This is a genomic window from Pseudomonas sp. RW407, from assembly GCF_003176655.1.
Taxonomy (GTDB): domain Bacteria; phylum Pseudomonadota; class Gammaproteobacteria; order Pseudomonadales; family Pseudomonadaceae; genus Pseudomonas; species Pseudomonas delhiensis.
Window position 1 is genome coordinate 1,694,652 of record NZ_QGSL01000107.1, and the last position, 23,121, is coordinate 1,717,772.

The 23,121-nt window shown below is 67.6% G+C and carries 19 protein-coding genes; 11 read left to right on the plus strand and 8 right to left on the minus strand.

From position 1 onward, the window contains the following. From DK254_RS31785 to DK254_RS31820, 8 genes are all read right to left on the minus strand, one after another. Nucleotides 1–814: PAAR domain-containing protein (locus tag DK254_RS31785; protein WP_177412140.1), on the minus strand; the 814-nt coding region annotated here is incomplete at its 3' end. Between the two features lie 6 nt (nt 815–820). Beyond that, nucleotides 821–1,288: a DcrB-related protein gene (locus DK254_RS31790; protein WP_109937026.1), complete on the minus strand. Its 468-nt coding sequence runs from the start codon at nt 1,286–1,288 to the stop codon at nt 821–823. Between the two features lie 31 nt (nt 1,289–1,319). Further along, on the minus strand, nt 1,320–1,889 hold the full coding sequence (locus tag DK254_RS31795; protein ID WP_109937027.1) for a DcrB-related protein: 570 nt from the start codon (nt 1,887–1,889) through the stop codon (nt 1,320–1,322). Between the two features lie 10 nt (nt 1,890–1,899). Then, the gene (gene tssI, locus DK254_RS31800) at nt 1,900–3,753 is read right to left on the minus strand and encodes a type VI secretion system tip protein TssI/VgrG (RefSeq protein WP_109937028.1); all 1,854 of its coding nucleotides are present in this window, start codon (nt 3,751–3,753) and stop codon (nt 1,900–1,902) included. Nucleotides 3,754–3,808: 55 nt separating this feature from the next. Then, a complete protein-coding gene (locus DK254_RS31805; RefSeq protein WP_109937029.1) occupies nt 3,809–4,279 on the minus strand; it encodes a hypothetical protein in 471 nt (156 codons plus the stop codon). Then, entirely contained in the window at nt 4,280–4,990 is a 711-nt protein-coding gene (locus tag DK254_RS31810) for a hypothetical protein (protein WP_109937030.1), read from the minus strand. Nucleotides 4,991–5,046: 56 nt separating this feature from the next. Next, a complete protein-coding gene (locus DK254_RS31815; RefSeq protein ID WP_109937031.1) occupies nt 5,047–5,757 on the minus strand; it encodes a hypothetical protein in 711 nt (236 codons plus the stop codon). Between the two features lie 29 nt (nt 5,758–5,786). Next, nucleotides 5,787–6,797, minus strand: a complete 1,011-nt coding sequence (locus tag DK254_RS31820) for a hypothetical protein (protein ID WP_109937032.1) — start codon at nt 6,795–6,797, stop codon at nt 5,787–5,789. Between the two features lie 730 nt (nt 6,798–7,527). Here DK254_RS31820 and DK254_RS31825 point away from each other — a divergent pair. The 11 genes from DK254_RS31825 (at nt 7,528) to DK254_RS31875 (ending at nt 23,094) form a co-directional block, all read left to right on the plus strand. Next, entirely contained in the window at nt 7,528–8,271 is a 744-nt protein-coding gene (locus tag DK254_RS31825; RefSeq protein WP_109937033.1) for a hypothetical protein, read from the plus strand. Between the two features lie 65 nt (nt 8,272–8,336). Continuing rightward, nucleotides 8,337–8,873 carry a type VI secretion system contractile sheath small subunit gene (tssB, locus tag DK254_RS31830; protein WP_109937034.1) on the plus strand — a complete coding sequence of 179 codons (537 nt, stop codon included), beginning with the start codon at nt 8,337–8,339 and terminating at the stop codon, nt 8,871–8,873. Between the two features lie 14 nt (nt 8,874–8,887). After that, nucleotides 8,888–10,390 (plus strand): type VI secretion system contractile sheath large subunit, encoded by a 1,503-nt coding sequence (gene tssC / locus DK254_RS31835; RefSeq protein WP_109937035.1) that lies wholly within the window; start codon nt 8,888–8,890, stop codon nt 10,388–10,390. 28 nt (nt 10,391–10,418) lie between these two features. After that, nucleotides 10,419–10,901 carry a type VI secretion system baseplate subunit TssE gene (gene tssE / locus DK254_RS31840; protein ID WP_089394258.1) on the plus strand — a complete coding sequence of 161 codons (483 nt, stop codon included), beginning with the start codon at nt 10,419–10,421 and terminating at the stop codon, nt 10,899–10,901. After that, nucleotides 10,901–12,733: a type VI secretion system baseplate subunit TssF gene (tssF, locus tag DK254_RS31845; protein WP_109937036.1), complete on the plus strand. Its 1,833-nt coding sequence runs from the start codon at nt 10,901–10,903 to the stop codon at nt 12,731–12,733. Before tssE ends, tssF begins: the two co-directional genes overlap by 1 nt. Beyond that, nucleotides 12,697–13,764 carry a type VI secretion system baseplate subunit TssG gene (gene tssG, locus DK254_RS31850; protein ID WP_089394260.1) on the plus strand — a complete coding sequence of 356 codons (1,068 nt, stop codon included), beginning with the start codon at nt 12,697–12,699 and terminating at the stop codon, nt 13,762–13,764. Before tssF ends, tssG begins: the two co-directional genes overlap by 37 nt. Next, a complete protein-coding gene (tssH, locus tag DK254_RS31855; RefSeq protein ID WP_109937037.1) occupies nt 13,761–16,373 on the plus strand; it encodes a type VI secretion system ATPase TssH in 2,613 nt (870 codons plus the stop codon). Before tssG ends, tssH begins: the two co-directional genes overlap by 4 nt. Nucleotides 16,374–16,384: 11 nt before the next feature. After that, nucleotides 16,385–17,119, plus strand: coding sequence for a type VI secretion system lipoprotein TssJ (gene tssJ / locus DK254_RS31860; protein WP_109937038.1), 735 nt, complete (start codon nt 16,385–16,387; stop codon nt 17,117–17,119). After that, on the plus strand, nt 17,116–18,459 hold the full coding sequence (gene tssK, locus DK254_RS31865) for a type VI secretion system baseplate subunit TssK (RefSeq protein ID WP_109937039.1): 1,344 nt from the start codon (nt 17,116–17,118) through the stop codon (nt 18,457–18,459). The genes tssJ and tssK overlap by 4 nt, the downstream gene beginning before the upstream one ends. Further along, nucleotides 18,456–19,169 (plus strand): type IVB secretion system protein IcmH/DotU, encoded by a 714-nt coding sequence (gene icmH, locus DK254_RS31870; RefSeq protein WP_109937040.1) that lies wholly within the window; start codon nt 18,456–18,458, stop codon nt 19,167–19,169. The genes tssK and icmH overlap by 4 nt, the downstream gene beginning before the upstream one ends. A gap of 31 nt (nt 19,170–19,200) precedes the next feature. Beyond that, nucleotides 19,201–23,094 (plus strand): type VI secretion protein IcmF/TssM N-terminal domain-containing protein, encoded by a 3,894-nt coding sequence (locus tag DK254_RS31875; protein ID WP_109937041.1) that lies wholly within the window; start codon nt 19,201–19,203, stop codon nt 23,092–23,094. Nucleotides 23,095–23,121: the final 27 nt, after the last annotated feature.

Here is a 23,121-nt window from a genome sequence, read left to right on the forward strand (position 1 = left end):
GGTCCAGGTCGCTGGCGTAGAAGCGCGACCACTGGATGGGCATCAGCCCGGGCAGGCTGAAGTCGGTTTCGCCTGCCTCGGTGAGCAGCTTGCGCCCCGTGGTGGCGTCCACCGGGTTGCCGAACAGGCCGCCCACCGCACGGTTGATCGCCGGACCGAGAACGTAGCGGCTGGCCACCTCGCCGGCGACGAAGCCGGCGGTGAATTTCAGCACGCAGGGCATGATCGCCTTCATCCCGGCCTGGGTGCCGGCCTTGATCAGCTGGGCGATGCCGCCGGCGGCGCCGGCCACGGCCATGAGGATGTCCACGGTGGTGCGCAGCCAGCCGGGGACTTCGTCGTCCACCGGCAGGTACTGCACGGTGCCGCCGCCGATGAAGACGTCGGAGGAACCGCCATCGATCTTGGCGCCGCAGGTGAGCTTGTCGCCCTTGCGCGCGGCGGCGACGTCGTTGATGAAGACGTTGCTGGAGCCTTCGGCCACCTGGATCAGCGGCGGGTGCTTGTCGCAGATGGCTGTGCTGCGTTCGACGTGGGCGGCGTTGCGCTGGTTGATGTAGACGTTGGGCGAGCCCTTGTCGATCATCCCCGCTGGCGAGGTGAACATCCGCCCTATGGCTTCGCCGGCGGCGGTGAGCAGGCTACCTCCGACGCCTGCGAGAATACCGGCCAGGAGGGCCACGCCGAATCCACAGGTGAAGGTGGCGATGGCCACCGTGGCGACCAGCGCTATCCCCAGCGCGGCGCCGATGAGAAAGCCCGCCAGCGCGCTGGTATGGGCGATCTCGTCATGCAGGCGAGCGGCTTCGTACATGGCGGCTCACTCCGTGTCGCTGGCGGCGTCTTCCGGGAGGGGAGGCGCCTGGCGTAGGCGGAAGCTGGCCAGCAGGTCGAGCCAGGCCTGGCTCTGCGAGGTGCTGAAGTCGCCCTGGCTGGTGGTGGAGAACACCAGAGCACGGCCCGGCTCGATCTCGAAGGCGGCCTGGCGCTGGTACAGCGGGCGGCCGTCGTTGAGGTAGTAGGCGTCCACCTGGATGCCTTCTAGCGCCGGCTCGCCCAGGCTGGCCGGTTTCTTGCCGAGCAGGGTGTAACCGCGCAGCTTGGCGCCGATCAGCTTGACCTGGCGTTCGACGTAGGGCTTGAGGGTTTCGTCGGGCAGCAGGTTGTCGCGCGAGACGGTGATGCTCAATGGCGCCGGCACGCTGTTGCCGAGCACGAACATGTTCACGCTGCGGTCCTGGTAGCCTTCGGGGAGGGTGATCTGTCCTTCCTGGAGTTGGTAATCCATGGGGTGTTCCTGTCGTGAAACGGTGAGGAGGTCAGGCCAGGCGCAGTTCGTCGAGCATGGCGTCGAAGTCGATCAGCCACTCGGCCAGTTCGGCCTGGTTCGGATCGAGCACGGTGGACAGGCTCAGCCACTGGCGCGGGCCGCCGGCCAGCGGCAGCAGCGCGCCGACCACGCGGCCATGGCGCGCCTGCTGGCCGTCGCGGTAGAGGTAGTCGACCTGCTGCGCAGGGTGGCCGGCGAGCTGGCGGGGAGCGCGGCGCACGATGCGCAGGTCGGCATGGCGCTTCTCCAGGCTGGCCAACAGGCTGTCCATGGCCTGGTCGAGGCCGAGCTGTTCCGGGGCGGGGCGCTTCTTCAGGCCCAGGGCCAGCGGCCGGCTGTTGCGCTCCAGGGTCACCTCGATGCCGCGCACTCCATAGGCCTCGGGCAAGGCCACCAGCAAGCCGGCGAGGGTCACGCCGTTGGCGCCTTCACGCAGCGGCTCGGCGGCCGGAGCAGGGCAGGGAGGTGCGGCCTCGGGAGCCTGGGGCGGCTGTTCCGGCGCGGGCTCAGGCGTTTGCCGGCGCTGCGCCAGGCGGTCGTAGATGCTGCTGCTTCTCATGGACGTGCCCTCACTTGTTGATCCGTACCGGCTGGCCTTCGACGAAGGTCTCGCCCTTGCTCAGGGTGTGAATGGCGTCGGCCTGGATCTCGATGGCCTCGGGTGTGAGGGTGATGCTGCTGTTGCCCACGCGCAGGATGATGTGGGTCTTGGCCTCGATCTGAATGTGCTGCTGGCCGACCACCAGGGTGTAGGCGCCTTCCTGGACGTTGACCAGGGTGTCCTTCTTGATGGTCTCGGTATGGGTGCCGCCCACGGTTATGCTGCGGTTGTTGCCGACGCTGTGGGTCTCGTCCAGCTCCACCTCGGTGTCCATGAAGCGCTCGGCGTGGATGATCACCTGCTCGGCGCCCTGCTTGTCCTCGAAGCGGATGAAGTTGGCCGCGGCCGCGCCGCTCTTGGTCGAGCGGGTGAGGAAGCCGCTCTGCGTCTTGTTCTCCGGCAGCGACCAGGGCGGCATGTTCTGGCTGTTGTAGAGGCTGCCGGTGACCAGCGGGCGGTCCGGGTTGCCGTCGAGGAAGGAGACCACCACCTCGTCGCCCACCCGCGGGATCTGGATGCTGCCGAAGCCGCCGCTGGCCCAGGCCTGGGCCACCCGCACCCAGCAGGAGCTCTTGTCGTCGCGCTGGCCGTAGCGGTCCCAGTGGAACTGCAGCTTCACCCGGCCGAGGCTGTCGGTGAAGATCTCCTCGCCGGGCGGGCCGACGACGATGGCGGTCTGCGGGCCGGAGATGCGCGGGCGTTCGGCGGAGAGCGTCGGGCGGTAGGGGATCTTGCGGCGGATACAGGTGAACTCGTTGGCGTAGTGCGCCTCGTCGCCGGTGAGGTAGTTGTTGCTGCCGCCGTGCTGCACGCCGAGCAGGAGGAACTGGCGGTCGTCGGCGCTATCGTTGTCATGGCCGTAGTGCTGCAGCAGCTCGAAGGTGTATCCGGGGCTCATGCCGCGGCAGTTGCTCGCGCCGTAGAACAGCTTGGCCTGCACCTCCAGCGCCTCCAGGCGGTTGCGCACCAGCGCCTCGCCGTCGTCGTGGGTGCCGTGGGTGTACTGGCCGGGGAAGTCGAAGATCTCGAAGGCCTCGACGTCGCCCTGCTGGTTGACGCTGTCCAGGCCCACCTGCAGCAGGTTGCCCGGCTGCTTGTAGTCGAAGGTCTGCATCGCCACGCGGCCGGACTGCAACTGGCGCTGACCGCTCCAGCCGGTGATGGAGTCGGCACTCTCGGTGACCGCGGCGCTGTGGTAGCGGATCCGCGGCTGCGCCGGCAGCGGTTTGAGCAGGGTGGAGTCGTCCATCACCACCAGGGTGTGCTGCTCGTTGGTGTGCTCGAAGTAGTAGAACAGGCCTTCGTTATCCAGCAGGCGCTGGACGAAGTTGAGGTCGCTCTCGCGGTACTGGGTGATGTAGCTGTGCGGCTTGAGCGCCTTGCTCAGGCGGAACTCGAACTTGGGCAGCGCGCCGTAGGGGGAGAACACCTGGGTGATCACCTGCTCCACGGTCTGGTCCTGGAAGATGCGCGAGTCGAAGCGCCGGCCGAGCATCCACAGCCAGGGGCTGAGGGTCGCCGAATAGCGGGCCAGGCCGCCGTCGCTGCCATTGCTGGCGAAGCGCGTGATGTAGCCGTGGATCGGTCGCGTGCCGCCGTCGGCCAGTTCGATCTCCAGCAGCGCCGGCTTGCCGATCAGCGACTTCAGCTCGATGTGGGCGTCCTGGCTGATCAGCGCCATGTCGAAGCTGAACAGCCGGGACAAGCCTTCGCTGCCGGCGAACTGGTCGAGCAGCAGTTCCTGGCTGGACTGCAGCGGCGTGGTCAGTTTCACCAGGCGTCGGTTCTGCGGGATGAAGAGGGCGGCGAGATCCATCAGCATGTCGTTCTCCTGCGTAACACTGGGGCCGCGCCGGGAACGGTGCGGCGGCATCCTTTCAATGGGGTGGCGGCGCCAGTCGGGCGAATAGTCGGGCCAGTGGCGAACGGGCGCGCCACTGGCGGATTTCCGTGAGGTTGGGCAAAACGAAGTTGGTCTTCCCGCGCCGCTCGAGAGCGCAGAGCGTTCTCAGGTCGAAAAGGGCGCAGCGATAGTGATAAGTGGCGTATAGCGCGAGGCCAAGGCAGAGCAGAAATAGGACATAGGGAAAATTCCCCTCGTCCCATGACGCTGTACCGGTCACAGCTGCGCTAGCTCCCACCAGGCGTTCGGTATGGTGTTGCAATATGGTGGCCCCCAATGCTGCTGCCGTCAGGCGGATGAGCAGGAGGGACATGCCCAGGATGTACAAGAGCCGCAGGGGGGGAATGGCGGTCGCCAGAGCCCCTGCGAAGATGGCCTGGAGAGTGAAGCCGGCCAGCAGGTTCGTACGCGGTTGGCTCGGAGAGGTTGGAATGACCATGGGCATTCAGCGCTCCTTCAGTTTGTTGCTGAAGGCGATGAAGGTCCTGGCGGGCCAGGAACGAGAACGCAGCGCCTGGATTTCTTCCAGGTTGGGAAAGCTATAGCGATACCCGTTCTGACGCTCGGTTTCCTTGAGTTGCCGAAGCGCGGCGATCGTGCCTCGTATGGATATCACGGTGACGACGGAAAGTGCGGAGGTGAGAATTAGCATCACTATGGGGCTGGCAAGCACGTCTCGGATTTGAGGCATCAGAAGGCTTGTGATGCCGAGGCCAGCCCCCAGCCAGACGAGGTTGACCTTGCGTTCCTTCACGCTCGGGTACACTCGGTTGCCGCGAATCTTATAGGGCGTCTGTTTCACCATGCCTGCACGAACGAGCCGGTAGACCGCAAACGTCAGAAGCGCAGGCAGGCTACCGAGTGCCAGGCATACGGGTAGCGGCCAGCCGAGCTTGGTACCGAGCAGGACCATCAGCAGCAAGGCGAAGGATGGCATCATGGACAAGGCCTGGAACAGCATCAGCGCGCAATAGGCGCTGTAGCTTTCGTTCTGGTAGGCGTGATATCCCCGCCAGCCGCAGGCGAGGGCGAATGCCGCTACAGCCAGCCACGTCAGCACCGGCTGGATCATGCAAAGCATGCCGAGCAGAAATACCAGCAGCAGTAGCCATTGCCGTGTAACGGAGAAAAGCGAATGGGTACTTGACGCGATCATCTCTGCGCCCGCCTCCCGGTGATTGCCGGCAGAAGGTATGAGGCAGGAATAGGCATTCAGCGCTCCTTGCCTCTACCCAGGGCATTACCCAGATAGACGAACAGATTCGCGGCCCACGATTGGGTCCGCCATTGCCGGATGTCCTCGATGTTCGCGAAGGTATAGCGCTTGCCGCTGCGTTCCTGTTGTTTGAGCCAGCGTAATCCGGAGATGGCATGCCGGTAGTAGAAGAGCATGTAGAGACCGATCAGCACTGCGCTGCCCGCGATCAGCAGGCCGGCGTGCTCTCCCTTCGCCAGCGCGGCACCGCCCAGCGCTGCGAAGCCGCCGATCAGGCCGGCCCACTTGGAGCTTTGCGGGGGTACTCTTGTGACCTCGACCCGGTCTGCCCTGATGCGGAAGACTTCCGGCTTTGGCGGTTGTGAGCGCAAGAGTAAGTAACCGGCGCCAATGAGCAGGAAGGGGCTGAGGCTGGCTGCGATTCCCGTTGTCGCAGGCCACTGGTCATGAACAGTGGCAGCGATTACGCCGGCCGCGATCATGGGCGCGATGCTCAGGTTGAAATACAAGAACAGCCCTGCATAGTCGGTAAAGCTTTCGCTGGCATAGACGCAGCGGCAACGTATCCAGGTCAGGATGAGCATGTAGGCACAGAACGGCAGCAGCAGGATGGGGTATCCGATGACGACGAACCCAAGGAAAAGCAGGCTGGCAAGTAGTCCTGCAAAGGTGGATTTGAAAAAGTAGGATCGGGTCGTCAGGATCATGCTGTAGCAGGGCCTCCTCAGGTGAGCCTTTACTTCTTTCCCGTCAGGAAATCGCCTATAGCCTTATCGGCTCCGAATCTTTCGACGGTAAATTGCGCACCGGCGCCTGCGATCAGCGATATACCGATAACGATGACGGCCGGGCCTGCGACCAGCGAGGCTACTACGAAGCCTGCGGTGAAGGCGGCGACGTTACCAACCTGGCTGTACGCCGATTTTTCCAGGAACTCGCCGACGCTGTGTGAATTGCTCGCGTCGATATAGGCCTGGGGGCCAAAGCTAAGGGCGGCACCCACCGCATTGCTGCTGAGTACTTTGCCGAAGCCGCGGGTTCCATAGGCCTTGGCGTCGATGTAGGTTCTGCTGCGCAGGTCTTTCAAGGTGTCGTAGGCCGGAACTTGCAGCAGGTCCCCAACCACCTCTCCTCCAACGCGGTAAAGCCTGGCCGTTTCCGTCGCCGGAATCCTGAACTTGAGATTGCCCTCCACATGGACCAGCCTGATCCGCCGGTGGAAGGTCTTGCGCGCGGAACGGCTGCCGCTGCGGCCGCGTGTGCTGGCCCAGGTGGCCAGTTCCTTCTTGAGCTTGTCGGGGATGTCCAGCAGGTCGACCACGCGTTTGGTCTTCAGGCCCGCGTGCATCATGCCGGCGACGTTGGCCACGGTGCCCGGCAGGTTGCTTGCCGAGAACAACAGCGGCCCCACCACGGGGATCGCCTCGGCCTGCTTGCGCAGCGCCTCCATTTCCTTCGCCGAGGTCTTGCCGGCCTGCTTCAGCTTGCCGAAGAGGAATACCAGCAACGCCAGCGATTCCTCGGCCTCTTCCTCGGACATGTCGCTGTCCGCGGAGGCCAGTTCGCCGGCGAGGAACATCGCACCGCTGTAGTCATCGGTGGCGTACTCCCCGCCGATGTTGATCCGCGAGGGCATGGCCCGCGCCGCCACCACTTCCGGCCACGGCAGTTCGCCCTCGCCGAGCAGGCCCTGCGGCCCGAGGCCCATGGGGTCTTCGCGGGTGCAGGGGTAGAACAGCCCGCTCATGGGCGGCCACCTGCGGGCCCCTGAAGGGGCGCGTCGTTGCGGTGGTGACGGGGCATTCCAGGTGGGATTCCGGATTCCGTTTCGTATTCATGAAATGAATTCATGTTGCGCATCCTGCAGAAAGCTTTCCCCACTCATGGGGTGCGAAGGAAAAACCGATCGAAACGAACTGTCAAGCGGCAGCTGATAACCGTGGGTAGTGGCATTTTGCTTTGCCGGCTTCCCTTTCTTTTCGGCTGTAAGGCCCGTCCTGAAAGGGTTTGGCGGTATGACCTAAGACGGGCCGCACAGCGGTTAGTTCCTTCCGCTTCCGCCGCTTATCTCGCAAATGCGTGTAGGAAATTCGCTATTCGGTGTATCAGCGATGATCCATTCCAATGGCGGGAAAGTGTGGAGTGGATCACTATCATGAAAATTACTATTGCAGCGCAGCCCGCATTCTCCAAGGGTTCTGGCCATTGGCGGCGTTGGTCGTGGCAGGGTGATTGATGTCAAAAGGGCGTCTTGTGGCCATCATTGCCGCCTTCCCGGGATGCTGCGAAGAATAATTCGCATGTAGTCATTCGCCCGGCCCCACCCTGGAACGTCACCCTCAGTGACGGCACCCGGGGCAGCCCCGGCGGGTTTCACACCATCGATACAGCCGCTCTCGAGCGGCTGCTTTGCGTAGACGAGCATCAGCGGGCAGCCCGCCAAGGGCGCCGCGAAACAGGGACGGGAAGGCATTCGCATGAGCCAGGGACTCGACATCGAGGCGTTGATCCGCCTGCGCAAGCAGACCCGGGCGATTTCCGATGCCTTGCGTTCGCAGGCCGCCGACTACCTGGCCACCCTCGCCATGCTGGTGCGGCCGCAGCACCTGTTCGGCGAATACCTGCAGGGCGCGCCGCGCAGCAGCGGCCGCGAGACCCAGCATCACTTCAAGGAATTCAAGGAACTGTACGACCGTATCGGTTCCGGTGCGCCCTTCAGCCTGATCCACGAGCTGGAGGTGCCCCTCAACCTGCTCAACACCACCCCCGAGCTGTACGCCCTGGAATACGACCTGCCGCTGGCCGGGCGCACGGTACGGGTGACCAGCCCGACGCGCTGGGTGGTGGGCTTCCAGTCGTTCGAGCTGGAGCGCTTCCGCAAGGTCATCAAGGACCCGAACCGCAGCAACGCCGAACTCTACCGGTTCGTCATCCACTACCTGGTGCTCTTCTACTGCTTCAGCAAGTCCGGCGGCCTGGGCCGCCTGCTGCTGGGGCTGCGTTTCCCGGTGAGCTTCGAGCGCCTGAAGGAGTTCGGCGACCTGCCGTTCTGCGTGATCAGCTCGCCGGTGCGCTCGAGCCTGCCGGACGAGTCGGTGATCCGCAGCGCCACCGAGATTTCCGGCAACGCCACCTTCGAGGAGCTGGTGAGCCGGGAAGACATCCTCGGCATGCAGGACGACATCCGCCAACGACTGCTGCAGACCGTCGAAGGCTTGTGAGGAAAAGGCCCGGCGACCGCCGCCCGGCCGTAGTGACAGCGACAGGATTCGGAGAGGAATCAGCCATGGCGAAGAAGGAAAGCACCCAGCACAAGCTCGACCGCGTCCGCGCGCCGCGTGTGCACATCACCTACGACGTGGACGTCGGCGACGCCATCGAGAAGAAGGAACTGCCCTTCGTCGTCGGCGTGCTCGGCGACTACTCCGGCAACCCGCTGGAACCGCTGCCGCGGCTGAAGGACCGCAAGTTCGTGTTCATCGATCGCGACAACTTCAACAGCGTGCTCAAGGGCGTGCGCCCGCGCCTGACCTACCGGGTGGACAACACCCTGGCCAAGGACGGCACCCAGCTCGGCGTCGAGCTGAACTTCAACGCTCTGGAAGACTTCGAGCCGCAGAACGTGGTCAGGCAGGTGGAGCCGCTGCGCAAGCTGCTGGAAGTGCGCAACAAGCTGGCCGACCTGCGCAACAAGATGGGCGGCAACGACAAGCTCGAGGAACTGCTCATGGACGTGCTGCAGAACACCGAGAAGCTCAAGACCCTCGGCAAGGAATTCGGCCGCGAGGCCGCGCTGCCCAGCGACGACGGCAAACAGGCCTGACCAGGAGTTCGAACATGACCGACCAACAAACCGCGGCCCAGCGCACCAGCGCCGTCGAGGACGTCGAGGCCTTCGCACCGCAGGCCTCGCTGCTCGACAGCATCATCTCGGAAAGCCGCGTGGCCCGCTCGGAGTCCGAGCGCTCGCGTACCCGCGACCTGATCGGCGAGCTGGTCTCCCAGGTGCTGGAAGGGGAGATGACCCCCAGCAAGGACCTGATCGCGGTGCTCGACGCGCGCATCGCCGAGATCGACTCGATGCTCTCCGAGCAGATGAACGAGATCATGCATGCCCGCGAGTTCCAGCAGCTGGAAGCCTCCTGGCGCGGCCTGAAGTACCTGGTGGACCAGACCGAGACCGGCACCCACCTGAAGATCCAGATGCTCAACGCCACCAAGAAGGACCTGGTGCGCGACTTCAAGTCGGCCTCGGAATTCGACCAGAGCGCGCTGTTCAAAAAGGTCTACGAGGAAGAGTACGGCACCTTCGGCGGCGCTCCCTTCGGCATGCTGCTGGGCGACTACGAGTTCACCCGCAGCCCCGAGGACATGTACCTGCTGGAGGAGGCTTCCCACGTCGCCGCCGCGGCCCACGCGCCCTTCATCTCGGCGGCCTCGCCGGAGCTGTTCGGCTGGGACTCCTTCACCGACATGGCCGGCCCGCGCGACCTGGCGAAGATCTTCGATACTGTCGAGTACGCCAAGTGGAAGTCCTTCCGCAGTTCCGAGGATTCCCGCTACGTCGGCCTGACCGTGCCCCACGTGCTCGGGCGCTTGCCCTACGGCCCGGATACCGCGCCGGTGGAAGAGTTCAACTTCGTCGAGAACGTCGACGGCCGCGACCACAACAAGTACCTGTGGATGAACGCCGCCTACGCCCTGGGCACCCGCATCACCGACGCCTTCGCCCGCTACGGCTGGTGCGTGGCCATCCGTGGCGTGGAGGGCGGTGGCCTGGTGGAAGGCCTGCCGACCCACACCTTCCGCACCGACGACGGCGAGATCGCCCTGAAGTGCCCGACCGAGATCGCCATCACCGACCGCCGCGAGAAGGAGCTGTCGGACCTCGGCTTCATCCCGCTGGTGCACTGCAAGGGCACCGACTACGCGGCCTTCTTCGGCACCCAGTCGGCGCAGAAGCAGAAGCAGTACAACACCGACATCGCCAATGCCAACGCGCGGCTGTCGGCGCAACTGCAGTACATCTTCGCCACCTCGCGCATCGCCCACTACATGAAGGCGATCATGCGCGACAAGATCGGCAGCTTCGCCTCGCGCAAGGACGTGGAAACCTTCCTCAACAACTGGCTGGCCAGCTACGTGCTGCTGGACGACACGGCCAGCCAGGAGGCCAAGGCCAAGTTCCCGCTGCGCGAGGCCCAGGCCGAGGTGGCCGAGGTCCCAGGCAAGCCGGGGGTGTACAAGGCGGTGACCTTCCTGCGCCCGCACTACCAGCTCGACGAACTGACCGCGTCGCTGCGCCTGGTCGCCGAACTGCCGCAGTCCTCCCGCGGCTGACCGCGAGCCCTTGCCAAGGAGTGGCAGCATGAGCAGCTCGCACAAGCTGATACCGACCCTGCTGGACCGGTTGCTCGACGACCAGCCCCAGCAACCGCGGGAAGCCCTCGACCAGCGCCTCTACTCGCTCGCCGAGTACAAGGCGCGGGTGGTGCGCGACCTGGAGATCCTGGTGAACACCCGGCAATGCCTGCTGGCCGGCGGCCTGGAGGCGTTCCCGCAACTGCGCGGCTCGATCCTCGAGTACGGCATGCCGGACTTCACCAGCAAGGGCGTGCTCAACCCCGAGGACCGCCTGCAGATCCAGCGCCAGCTGGAACGGGCCATCGAGATCGGCGACCGGCGTTTCCGCAATGTCCGCGTGCAACTGCTCAACCAGCAGCTCAGCCAGCGCATGCTGACCTTCCGCGTCGACGCCCTGCTGCGCCTGCACGACGCCACGCGGCAGGTCTCGTTCGACGCGGTGCTGCAGGTGAATACCCAGGAATACAAAGTGCAGAACCTCAACTGATGCTCGACGACCTGCTTCCCTACTACGAGAAGGAACTGTCGCATCTGCGTTTCCTCGGCCAGGAGTTCGCGCGGCAGTATCCGAAGATCGCCTCGCGCCTGCTGATCGAGGGGGACAACTGCGAGGACCCGCACACCGAGCGCCTGATCGAGGCGTTCGCGTTCCTCGCTGCGCGGGTGCACAAGAAACTGGACGACGAGTTCCCCGAGATAGTCGAGGCCTTCCTCGAGGTGCTGTACCCGCACTATCTGCGGCCCACGCCTTCGCTGTCGATCGTCGAGTTCAGCGCCGGCGAGCGCAGCCCCATCACCGGCCACTACCGCATCGAGCGGCACAGCCAGCTCAACTCGCGGGTGGTGGACGGGCAGACCTGCAAGTTCAGGACCTGCTACCCGGTGGACCTATGGCCCATCGCGGTGCGCGAGGCCACTTTCGCCGAGCTGGAGCGCTCGGCCTTCAACGGCCACAGCGCCGACCTGGTGGCGCGCCTGCGCATCGGACTGCAGTGCACCACCGAAGTGCCCTTCGGCAAGCTGGCCATCGAGCGCCTGCGCTTCTTCCTGGACGGCGAAAGCACCCTGATGCTGCCGCTCTACGAACTGCTGTTCAACAACCTGGCGAAGGTCACCCTGGCCTTCGAGGAAGACGGCCGCCGTCGCGAGGTGGCGCTGCCGGCGGGGGCGCTCAAGCCGGTGGGCTATGCCCTGGACGAGGGGCTGGTGGACTACTCCGAGCGCTCCTTCCTCGGCTACCGCCTACTGCACGAGTACTTCACCTTCCCCGACAAGTTCATGTTCTTCGACCTCGAAGGGCTGGGCCGGGTGCTGGCCGGCAAGCCGCTGCACGCGGTGGAGGTCAACTTCTACTTCGCCGACTACGACCTCGGCGAACGCCTGGCGCGGCTGGCGCAGACCATCAACCGCAACCACTTCAAGCTCGGCTGCACGCCGGTGATCAACCTGTTCCGTCAGCAGGCCGAGCCGATCAAACTGACCCACGCCCGCCACGAGTACCCGGTGGTGCCGGACGTGCGCCAGCAGACCGCGGTGGAAGTGGTGTCCATCGACCGCGTGCGGCGGGTGCGCAAGGTCGGCAACCTGGACCAGGTGAGCGCCTGCCACCCGTTCTTCGAGCCGCGCGGCGAGCTGGACAGCCGCGCCACCTACTGGATCGGCCGGCGCCGGCCGTCGCAGCGCAGCCAGGACGCCGGCAGCGACATGTTCATCCGCCTGGTGGACCGCGAGCTGGAACTGATCGACGCCAGCGCCGACACCCTGAGCATGACCCTCACCTGCAGCAACCGCGACCTGCCGATGCTGCTGCCCTACGGCGGCGCCCAGGGCGACTTCAGCCTCGACCGCAACCCGGTGGTGCAGAGCATCCGCTGCCTGCGCAAGCCCACCGCCAGCGCGCGGCCGCCCCTGGGCAACGGGCTGATCTGGCGCCTGGTGGCGCACCTGGGGCTGAACCACATGTCGCTGGTGTCCCAGGGCCGCGAGGCGCTGCTGGAAATGCTGGCGCTGTACGACTACAGCAACGCCTCGGCGGTGCGCAAGCAGATCAACGGCATCGCTGCCGTCCGCAGCGAGCCGGTGGTGGCACGCATCGGCCACCCCCGCCCGAGCTTCGTGCGCGGCGTGGGCATCACCCTGGAACTGGACGAACAGCAGTTCATCGGCAGCGGCATCTTCCTGTTCGGCATGGTGCTGGACCACTTCTTCGGCCAGTACTGCTCCATCAACAGCTTCACTCAACTCACGCTGCGCAGCCGCCAGCGCGAGAAGCGAGTCGTGCAATGGCCTCCCAGAACTGGCGCGCAAGCCCTGGTCTGATCGACCAGGCGCGGGCCGAGCCGTACCGTTTCGAGTTCTTCCAGCTCGTGCGGTTGCTGCGCCTGCACTACAGCCGCGCCGGGCGCATCGACCCGGAAGCGCGGCCGCACGACGACCCGTTGCGCTTCCGCTCGCAGCTGTCGCTGTGCTTCCCCGCCAGCGAGGTCAGCGACCTGCAGTTCGAGCGCGAAGGCCGGCGCTCGGCCAACGACCAGCCGCTGACCGACGTGCAGGTCACCTTCATGGGCCTGGTGGGGCCGTCGGGCGTGCTGCCGCAGCCCTACACCGAGCTGCTCATCGAGCGCCACGTGCAGCACCGCGACGATGCCGCCCACGCCTTCCTCGACATCTTCTCGCACCGCATGACCGCGCTGTTCTACGAGGCCTGGCAGAAGTACCGCTTTCACATCGAGTACGAGCGCAAGGGCGCCGCCGACTTCGAACGCTACCTGCTGGCGCTGGTGGGCTTCGGCCCGCGGGCCCGGGCGCGCAGGTTCAGCGAGGGGCAGCCGCTGCGCCAGTCGCTGTTCAGCTACTTCTCCGGCCTGTTCGCCCAGCGCCCGCGCAACCCGCTGAACCTGGAGGCCATGCTCGGGTTCTACTTCGCCCTGCCGATCCGCGTGCGCCCCTTCAACGGCCGCTGGCTGGACATCGAGCCGGCGCAGCGCACGCGCCTGGGCCGCGCCAACGCCGTGCTCGGGCAGAGCGCGGTGACCGGCCGGCGCACCTGGGACTACCAGTCCTGCGTGCGCATCGAGCTGGGCCCGCTGGCGCTGGAGGACTACCGGCGCTTCCTGCCCGGCCACGCCGACCACCAGCGCCTGGTGGACCTGGTGCGCTTCTACCTGGGCGCCGAGCTGGATTTCGAGATCGCCCCGCGCCTGCGCCGCGAGGCGGTGCCCCTGGCCACCCTGGGGCGTGGCGGGGAGCTGTCCCTGGGCCGGCTCGGCTGGCTGAAACGTCCCGGCGCGCACGCCGAACCCTCGCGCTGCGCACTGTTCCGCATTCCTTACGATGGGGTCCGCCTGTGAACCTGAAATCCCTGTTCGCCAAGCTCGACGACAGCTGCCGCAGCGCCACCGAAGGGGCGGCCGGGCTCTGCCTCGCCGAGCGTCACTACGACGTCGACATCGAGCACTTGCTGCTGCAACTGCTGGACGCCGAGGGCAACGACCTGCAGGCCATCCTGCGCCACTACGAGGTGCGCCCCGACCGCCTGCAGGCCCAGCTGCAACAGGCGCTGGCCGGGTTCAAGACCGGCAACGCCCGTACCCCGGCGCTGTCGCCGCACATCACCCGGCTGATCGAGCGCGCCTGGGTGCTGGCGTCCATCGAGTACGGCGAGGCGCAGATCCGCAGCGGCCACCTGTTCCAGGCGTTGCTCGACGACGCCGAACTGCGCCGGGTGGCGCTGGGCTCCGCGCCCGAGCTGGAGAAAATCAACCCCGACGACCTGCGCCTGAACCTGGTGGCGCTGACCGAGGCCAGCGGCGAGGCGCTGCAGTCCCAGGCGGCGCCGCAGCAGGGCGCGGCCGGCGCCGCTCCGGGCGCGTCGCGCGGCAAGACGCCGGCGCTGGACCAGTACACCATCGACCTGACCCGCAACGCCCGCGAAGGCCGCATCGACCCGGTGCTGGGCCGCGAGGCGGAAGTGCGGCAGATGGTCGACATCCTCACCCGCCGCCGGCAGAACAACCCGATCCTCACCGGCGAGGCCGGCGTCGGCAAGACCGCGGTGGTGGAGGGCCTGGCCCTGCGCATCGCCCAGGGCGAGGTGCCGCCGCCGCTGCAGGGCGTGGCCATCCACACCCTCGACCTGGGCCTGCTGCAGGCCGGCGCCGGGGTCAAGGGCGAGTTCGAGAACCGCCTCAAGCAGGTGATCGAAGAGGTCAAGCGCAGCCTGCACCCGATCATCCTGTTCATCGACGAGGCCCACACCCTGATCGGCTCCGGCGGCCAGGCCGGGCAGAACGACGCGGCCAACCTGCTCAAGCCGGCGCTGGCCCGCGGCGAGCTGCGCACCATCGCCGCCACCACCTGGGCCGAGTACAAGAAGTACTTCGAGAAGGACGCCGCCCTGGCCCGCCGCTTCCAGGTGGTCAAGGTGGAGGAGCCGGACGAGGACAGCGCCATCCACATGCTCCGCGGCCTGCTGGAGAAGATGCAGGCGCACCACCGCGTGGCCGTGCTGGACGACGCCATCGTTCAGGCCGTGCGCCTGTCCAGCCGCTACCTCAGCGGCCGCCAGCTGCCGGACAAGGCGGTGAGCGTGCTCGACACCGCCTGCGCCCGCGTGGCCCTGGCGCAGGCGGCGCAGCCCGGCGCGCTGGAAGACTGCCTGCGCGAAGGCGACAACCTGCGCGCCGAGATCGCCGTACTGGAGAAGGAGAGCGCCAGCGGCGCCGACCATACCGCGCGCCTGGCCGAACTGAAGGCCGCGCTGGAGCAGGCGCACCAGCGCGAGGAAGTGCTGAAGGCGCAGTGGCAGCGCGAACTGGAGCTGGTCAAGCGCCTGCACGAACTGGAAACCCGCGCCGAGGCGGGGGAGGGCGAGGCGCTGCGGGCGGACCTGGCGGCACTGCGCGCCGAGCTGGCCGAGGTGCAGGGCGAGACGCCGCTGGTCCACGCCCGCGTCGACGGCGGGACCATCGGCGAGGTGATCTCCGCCTGGACCGGCATCCCCCTGGGCAAGATGCTGCGCGACGAGATCGACACCGTGCAGCGCCTGCCGGCCCTGCTCGGCGAGCGCGTGCTGGGCCAGGACCACGCCCTGGAAGAGATCGGCAAGCGCATCCGCATCTCCCGCGCACGCCTGGAGGAGCCAAACAAGCCCATCGGCGTGTTCCTCCTGCTTGGCCCCAGCGGCGTCGGCAAGACCGAGAGCGCCCTGGCCCTGGCGGACATCCTCTACGGCGGCGAGCGCAACCTGATCACCATCAACATGTCCGAGTACCAGGAGGCGCACACCGTCTCCAGCCTCAAGGGCTCGCCGCCGGGCTACGTCGGCTACGGCGAGGGCGGCGTGCTGACCGAGGCGGTGCGCCGCAAGCCCTACAGCGTGGTGCTGCTGGACGAGGTGGAGAAGGCCCACCCGGACGTGCTGGAGCTGTTCTTCCAGGTCTTCGACAAGGGCGTGCTGGACGACGGCGAGGGCCGCGAGATCAACTTCCGCAACACGGTGATCATCCTCACCTCCAACGTCGGCACCGAACGCATCATGCAGTGGTGCCTGGGTACCGAGGCCGCCCCCGCGCCGGCGGAGATCGTCGAGGGCCTGCGCGACACGCTCAACCAGGTGTTCAAGCCGGCCTTCCTCGGCCGCCTGAACATCGTGCCCTACTACCCGGTGCAGGACGTCGTGCTGCAGCGCATCGTCGCGCTCAAGCTGGAACGCCTGCGCCAGCGCTTCGAGCGCAACCACCAGGCCAGCCTGAACTTCGACGCCGAGCTGGTCCCGGCCATCGCCGCCCGCTGCACCGAGGTCGATAGCGGCGCGCGCAACATCGACAACATCCTGTCCGGGACGCTGATGCCGGAACTGGCCCAGCGCGTCCTCGAGCGGATGGCCCAGGGCAAGCCCCTGCAGAGCCTGTCCGTGCGCCTGGGCAAGGATGGCGATTTCGCCTACCGCATCCGCTGAGGGCCGCCACCATGACTTTTAACGCTTCCCGAAACCTGCGCCTCGCCGGCCTGCTGCTGCTCGCCGCCAGTCTCTCCGCCTGCGGGGTGATGGACCGCGTGGGCAAGCGCATGGACGACACCTGGGCCGGCGACATGCTGTTCAGCGACCGCGACAAGGTGACTCTCACCGTCGACGGCGGCAACGACCTCAACCCCGGTCCGGACGGCAAGCCGCTGTCGGTGGTGGTGCGGGTGTACCAGCTGAACTCCCTGGAGCGCTTCCTGAGCGCCGATGCCGATGCCCTGTGGGACCAGCCCAAGGTGGCGCTGGGCAACACCCTGCTGGACGCCCGCGAGCTGACGCTGCTGCCCGGCATGGGCCAGGTGGAACAGTGGCCCATGGCCCTGGAGGCCCGCTACATCGGCGTTGCCGCCTTCTTCCGCGAGACCCGCCAGACGCGCTGGAAGGTGGCCGTGGCCGCCGACTCCATGCGCAAGGAGAGCGTGCTGTTCTCTTCCGGCGACGGGGCGCGCATCTACCTCGACGGCAGCCGCGTGGCCGTGGCCCGGGGCACCGACGTGCTCGACGACCCGGCGGCGCGCCAGCTGGCCGCCGGCGCCCCGGTGGAGCCGCAGGGCGCCACCGCGCAACTGCTGCAGAAGGCCGGCGACAGCGCCCTGCGCGCCGCCGGCGAAAGTGTCGAGAACGGCGCGCGCGATGCGCTGGAAAGCAAGGTCAACTCAGCCCTGGAAGGCAGTCTATGAGCAAGAGCAGTCGGGTGATGTGGTCGGAGGGCATGTTCCTCCTGCCGCAGCATTTCCAGTACCAGGACGAGTTCCACCAGCACCAGCTGGCCCAGGCCACCCTGCGCGGCACGCCCTTTCACTGGGGCGTGCAGCTGCTGGAACTGGACGAGGAAGCGCTGGCCGGCGGCGTGCTGCAACTGTCGCGGCTGAAGCTGGTGTTCCCGGATGGCACCCTCTACGACGCCCCGCAGCAGGACCCGCTGCCGGCCGCTCGCGACCTCAAGGGCCTGCTGCGCGAAAGCGATCTGAAGGTCTACGCGGCGCTGCGCCGGCCCGAGCCCTATGGTCTGAACTACGTCGAGGACGGCGCCACCGAACAGGGGGCGCGGCGCTTCCGCAAGCAGTTCGATACCCTGCCGGACCTCAACGAGGGCGACCTGGAGAACGAGATCACCAGCCTGCGCCTGAACGTGGTGCTGCTGATCGAGGGCGACGACCTCGACGGCTTCAGCTATTGCCCGCTGGCCAAACTGGTGCGCAACAACGCCGGCGGCTTCAACCTCGACAGCCACTTCGTCCACCCCAGCCTGCACCTGGGCGCCCACGACACCCTGCTGGGCATCGCCCGGCGCCTGCTCGGCGTACTCCAGGCCAAGAGCGAGGCGCTGTCGGGGCGGCGCCGCGAACGCGCCGACCAGATCGCCGAGTTCGGCTCCAGCGACGTCACCCTGTTCTGGCTGCTGTTCACGGTCAACCGCGCCTACCCGGCGCTGGCGCACCTGCTGCAGCACCCGCGGCTGCACCCCGAGCAGCTCTACCGCTTCCTCGCCGAACTGGCCGGCAGCCTGCTGACCTTCTCGCTGAGCATCCAGCTCAAGGACATCCCGCCCTACGACCACGACGACCCGGCCGCCTCGCTGCTGCGCCTGGACGCCCTGCTGCGCGAGCTGCTGGACAACGTGGTGCCCAACCAGTACGTGCCCATCGCCGTGGAGCAGACCAAGCCGTCCTACTACGTCGGCCGCCTGCACGACGTGCGCCTGGCCGAGGCCGACTTCTACATCTCGGTGCACGCCGACATGCCCGGCGCCAGCCTGCTGGAGCTGGTGCCGCGGGCCTTCAAGGTGGGCTCGCCGGAAGACATCGAGGTGGTGGTCAACACCGCCATGCCCGGCGCCACCCTCAACCACGCCACGCGCCTGCCCAGCGCCATTCCGGTGCGCCTGGACAACCACTACTTCTCCATCGAACCGCACGGCCGCGTCTACCAGCGCATGATGGACGCCCAGGCCATCGCCTTCTACGTGCCCAGCGCGTTCGCCAACCTCAAGCTCGAACTGATGGCGGTGCTCAAATGAACGAAGCCGTGATGCCCGCGACCCTGCTGCAGCAGGGCGAGAAACCCACGCTCAAGGACCTGGCCAGGGACTTCCTGTCCATGGCCCTGATGATTCGCCGTGGTCGCCAGGCGCAGAGCGTCGAGCGCTTCCTGGCCAGCGTCGACGACTTCTTCGCCGGCCTTGAGCGCAACGCCCGCGCCGCCGGCTACAGCGTCGAGCAGGTGCGCGACACCCAGTACGCGCTGTGCGCCTTCCTCGACGAAAGCGTGCTCAACGCCGGCCAGAGCAACATCCGCAGCCACGTCGAACTGCACCCGCTGCAGTTCAAGTACTTCGGCGTGCACCTGGCCGGAGAGGGCTTCTTCGACAAGCTCGAGGCGCTGCGTGCCGACGTCAAGGCCAACCTCGACGTGCTGGAGATCTACCACCTGTGCCTGGCGCTGGGCTTCGAGGGCAAGTTCAGCCTCGAGCAGAAGGACCAGCTGCGCTACATCGCCAACACCCTGGGCCAGGACATTGCCCGCTACCGCAAGGCCCCGCGCGCCCTGGCGCCGGACTGGACGCTGCCGGACCAGGTCTCGCAGATGATCCGCTACGAGGTGCCGCTGTGGGTGTACGTCGGGTTGATCGCGCTGTTCTGCGCGGCCCTCTACTTCACCCTCGATTGGCTGCTGGGCAAGGACGTGGCGACGCTCGCCGGGCAACTGGACGCGCTGTTCGGCCAGTGAGCGCCGCCTTCATCGATCAGGTCAGGAAGACATGAAAGTCATATTCCGCGCACTCAAGAGTTTCTGGTTCGCCCTGCCGCTGCTGTGGCTCGTCGGCATGCTGCTGTGCTGGTTCGTGCTGCCGCGCTGGCTGCCGCAGCGCGAGAGCGTGCTGGCGGCCATGGCGCTATTCAGCGCCTTCTGCCTGCTGCTGGTGGTGCTGCGCCAGTACCGGCGCATCCGCGCCGAGCGCAACATCGAGAACCTGGTGCAGCTCGAGGTGGACCGCAGCGCCGGCGCCGGCGGCGAGTTCCGCGACTCCCAGGTGCTGCAGCAGCGCCTGAAGCACACCATCGCCCTGCTGCGCGCCTCCCGCGCGGCCGGAGGCGGCGGCAAGGCGGCGCTGTACGACCTGCCCTGGTACCTGGTGGTGGGCATGTCCGCCTCGGGCAAGACCTCGCTGCTGACGCGCTCCGGCCTGTCGGCCAGCATCGCCGGGCAGAGCGCGGCGCAAAGCGGCACCCAGCATTGCGACTGGTACTTCAGCCCGGAAGCGGTGCTGATCGACACCGCCGGCCGCTACCTCACCGACGACCAGTCGGCCCAGGAGTTCGCCGACTTCCTCAAGCTACTGCGCCGCCAGCGCCGCAAGCCGGCGATCAACGGCCTGGTGCTGGTGGTCAGCCTGCCGGGCCTGCTGGCCGCCTCCCATGACGAGCGTGGCGAGCTGGCCGAGCGCCTGGCACAGCGCATCCAGACCTACAGCCAGTGCCTGGGGGTGAACCCGCCGATCTACCTGATGCTCAGCAAGGTCGACCTGCTGCCCGGTTTCTCCCAGGCCTTCGACGCCCTGGACGCCAGCGCCCGCCAGCAGCCGCTGGGCATCACCTTCGGCCTCGGCGAACTGCGCCAGCGCGGCCTGCGCGGCGCCCTGCAGGACAAGTTCGGCGCGCTGCTGGCCAGCCTGGAACGGCACGTCGGCGCGCAGATCGACGGCCTGGGCGGGCGCGCCGATGCCAGCCTGCTGCAGTTCCCGCGCTACCTGGGCGAACTGTCCGGGCTGCTCGGCGACTTCCTCGAGAGCTTCGAAAGCGCCGCGCGCCAGCGCACCCCGGCGGTGCTGCGCGGCCTGTACTTCACCAGCGCCCTGCAGACCGACCAGGTGCTGCCGCCGCTGCTGGAGGAAGTAGTGGCCGAGCACTTCGCCCTGGACGCCGACGCCGCCGAGCGCCCGGACGAGAGCCTGGCGCGGCGCATCGGCGAGCGCAGCTACTTCATCACCGACACCTTCCGCCGGGTGATCTTCCCCGACCGCGACCTCAGCCTCTATTACTCGCGCCTGGGCAAGCGCAAGGCGCTGGCGCCGAGCCTGCTGGCCGTCGCCGTGCTGGCAGGGGTGGCATTGGCCGCCTGGCAGGGCTGGTCGTTCGCCAACAACCGCGCCTGGCTCGACGGCCTGCGCGCCCAGCTGGGCGGCGCCGGCCAGGACCCGGCCCAGGACCTGGAGCTGCTGCGCACCCGCCTGGCCGAGGTCGACAACCAGCGGCAGAACGGCGTGCCCCTGCGCCAGGGTGCGGGCCTGTATGCCGGCGACGACCTGCGCGCGCCGCTGCAACGGGCCTACCTGGAGCAACTGCAGCGCCAGGCCCTGGAACCGGTGGGCCGGGAACTGCAACGGCGCCTGCGCAACCTCGACGACTTCGCCCAGAGCCTGGGCGCCACCGCCAGCGTGCCGGCCGAAGCCGGCAGGGCCGGGAAGGACCAGGGCCGTGGCAGCGATGCCGCCGCCGCGGCGCTGCGCCAGGCGCGCCAGGGCAATGCCGCTGCGGCCCCGAGCCTGGGCGGTGTGCCGCGCAGCGTCGGCGACCTGGGCTCGCGCCTGCGTGGCGAAGCGGGCAGCCGCCTGCGCGAAGCCGCCCGCGATGCGCGCCGCGGCGCCCTGGCCGAGCTGGCCGCCGGCAAGGCCGCGGACGCCTCCGGCGAGCGCGCCGCCGCTGCGGGCCTGAGCCTGTCCGAGGACGTCCTCGACCGTCTCGACGAACACCAGGTGGCTTCGCTGATCGAGGCCTACGACGCGCTCAAGCTCTACCTCATCCTCACCCGCCCGGAACAGCACGCCGACGCCGACTTCGTCGCCGCCGCGCTGCCGCGGGCCTGGGAGCGCGCCCAGGCCGGGGAGGGTGGCGACAAGCTCGACCCCGCGGTGGTGCGCGCCAACAGCGCCATGTACGTGCGCTACCTGCGCGCCGGCGAGGCGCCGGCGCTGCGCCGCAACGAGGAGCTGGTGGCCGAGGCGCGGCAGAACCTCAAGTCCTTCATGCGCGCCAGCTCGCTGGTGGACCGCGAATACCTGCGCCTGCAGTTGGAAGCCGACCGCCAGTTCCCCGCGCTGACCCTCAACGACCTGGTGCCGCTGCCCGGGCGCAACCTGCTGTATTCCAGCGAGGCGATCCCGGCGCTCTACAGCCGCCAGGGCTGGGAGCAGTTCCTGCGCCCGGAGCTGATCAAGCTGCTTTCCGGCGACCTGCGCAACGAATCCGACTGGGTGCTCGACGGCGAGGGCAGCGACGGCCTGGTGCAGAAGGCCAACTTCATGCGCGAGCTGATGGCCCGCTACAAGGCCGACTACGCCGAGGTCTGGATGCGCTTCCTGGCCGGCACCGGGGTACGCCAGTTCGGCGACATGCAGGGCGCTACCCGCCAGTTGTCGCTGTACAGCGACGTACAGAACTCGCCGCTCAAGCTGCTGCTCGCGGCGGTGGACCGCAACACCAGCTGGGACCAGCCGGAAAAGCCGGCGCAGAAGGTCGCCAGCGCCGTCGAGGACAGCTTCTGGACGCGGGTGAAGGGCGTGTTCGGCGATGACGCCGAGGCCGCCGCCAAGCAGATGAGCACGCCGCTGCCCAAGGTCGACGACGGCAGCCTGGCCAAGCGCTTCGAGCCGGTGGCGCGGCTGTTCGCCCGGGAGAACCCCGAAGGCGCCGACAGCACCGTCATGGACCGCTACCTGGCCTCCCTGCGCCGGCTCAAGGTGCGCCTGGCCAACGTCCAGCGCTCCCAGGACGTGGGCAAGAGCAGCAAGGCGCTGATCAGCGAGACCCTCGAGGGCGGGCCCTCGGAGTTCGCCGGTGCGCGCAACTACGTGGAGACCAGCATCGACACCAGCCAGGGCGGCCTGTCCGCCTCGCTGCAGAAGCTCTTCATCGCGCCGCTGCAGTACAGCTGGGACAGCCTGCGCGAGCCGGCCGGCGAGCAGATCGCCCAGGCCTGGACGCAGCAGATCGCGCGGCCCTGGAACCAGGTGCTGGCGCACCGCTACCCGATCGCCCCGGGCAGCGCCAACGAGGCCTCGGTCAAGGACCTGCAGCGCTTCGTCGACCCGCAGAGCGGCCTGCTGCCGGCCTTCAAGCGCAACGAGATCGGCAACCTCTCCGGCGGCGAAGGCCTGGGCATGGGCAACGGCCAGCAGGCGCCGCTGGTGGACCCGCGCCTGGTCAGCGGCATCGACCGCGCCAGCTCGCTGGGCGAGGTGATCGCCAGCCTGTCCGACCGCGACAACGGCTTCGAGGTGATGCTCGAACCCTCCGGCGCCTTCACCGACATCGTCTTCACCCTGGACGGCCAGGAGCAGCACTACCGCAACGGCCGCAGCAGCTGGAGCCGCTTCGCCTGGCCGGGCAGCACCAGCACCCCGGGCGCGCGCCTGGACGTGGTGACCCTCTCCGGACAGCGCCTGACGGTGTTCGACTACCCGGGCCGCTGGGGCCTGCTGAAGATGAGCGAGAGCGCCCGCGTGAGCAACGTCGACGAGGTGCAGCAGCGCTTCACCTGGAGCACCGGCGCCGGCAACGTCAGCCTGCTGGTGCGCAACTACGGCGGGGTGAAGATGACCGACCTGGCCAACGTCAAGGCCCTCGGCTCGCTGGGCCAGGCGGGGCGCCTGTGAGGGGCCCGGCCATGGCGGGCGAGGGGG

Bases quoted from the DNA above. Each gene is read 5' to 3' on its own strand.
- tssK (WP_109937039.1), top strand. From the start codon at position 17,116: ATGAGCAAGAGCAGTCGGGTGATGTGGTCGGAGGGCATGTTCCTCCTG.
- DK254_RS31825 (WP_109937033.1), top strand. From the start codon at position 7,528: ATGAGCCAGGGACTCGACATCGAGGCGTTGATCCGCCTGCGCAAGCAG.
- DK254_RS31805 (WP_109937029.1), bottom strand. From the start codon at position 4,279: ATGCCCATGGTCATTCCAACCTCTCCGAGCCAACCGCGTACGAACCTG.
- tssE (WP_089394258.1), top strand. From the start codon at position 10,419: ATGAGCAGCTCGCACAAGCTGATACCGACCCTGCTGGACCGGTTGCTC.
- DK254_RS31810 (WP_109937030.1), bottom strand. From the start codon at position 4,990: ATGATCGCGTCAAGTACCCATTCGCTTTTCTCCGTTACACGGCAATGG.
- DK254_RS31815 (WP_109937031.1), bottom strand. From the start codon at position 5,757: ATGATCCTGACGACCCGATCCTACTTTTTCAAATCCACCTTTGCAGGA.
- tssI (WP_109937028.1), bottom strand. From the start codon at position 3,753: ATGCTGATGGATCTCGCCGCCCTCTTCATCCCGCAGAACCGACGCCTG.
- DK254_RS31820 (WP_109937032.1), bottom strand. From the start codon at position 6,797: ATGAGCGGGCTGTTCTACCCCTGCACCCGCGAAGACCCCATGGGCCTC.
- DK254_RS31790 (WP_109937026.1), bottom strand. From the start codon at position 1,288: ATGGATTACCAACTCCAGGAAGGACAGATCACCCTCCCCGAAGGCTAC.
- tssJ (WP_109937038.1), top strand. From the start codon at position 16,385: ATGACTTTTAACGCTTCCCGAAACCTGCGCCTCGCCGGCCTGCTGCTG.
- icmH (WP_109937040.1), top strand. From the start codon at position 18,456: ATGAACGAAGCCGTGATGCCCGCGACCCTGCTGCAGCAGGGCGAGAAA.
- tssB (WP_109937034.1), top strand. From the start codon at position 8,337: ATGGCGAAGAAGGAAAGCACCCAGCACAAGCTCGACCGCGTCCGCGCG.
- DK254_RS31875 (WP_109937041.1), top strand. From the start codon at position 19,201: ATGAAAGTCATATTCCGCGCACTCAAGAGTTTCTGGTTCGCCCTGCCG.
- DK254_RS31795 (WP_109937027.1), bottom strand. From the start codon at position 1,889: ATGAGAAGCAGCAGCATCTACGACCGCCTGGCGCAGCGCCGGCAAACG.
- tssG (WP_089394260.1), top strand. From the start codon at position 12,697: ATGGCCTCCCAGAACTGGCGCGCAAGCCCTGGTCTGATCGACCAGGCG.
- tssF (WP_109937036.1), top strand. From the start codon at position 10,901: ATGCTCGACGACCTGCTTCCCTACTACGAGAAGGAACTGTCGCATCTG.
- tssC (WP_109937035.1), top strand. From the start codon at position 8,888: ATGACCGACCAACAAACCGCGGCCCAGCGCACCAGCGCCGTCGAGGAC.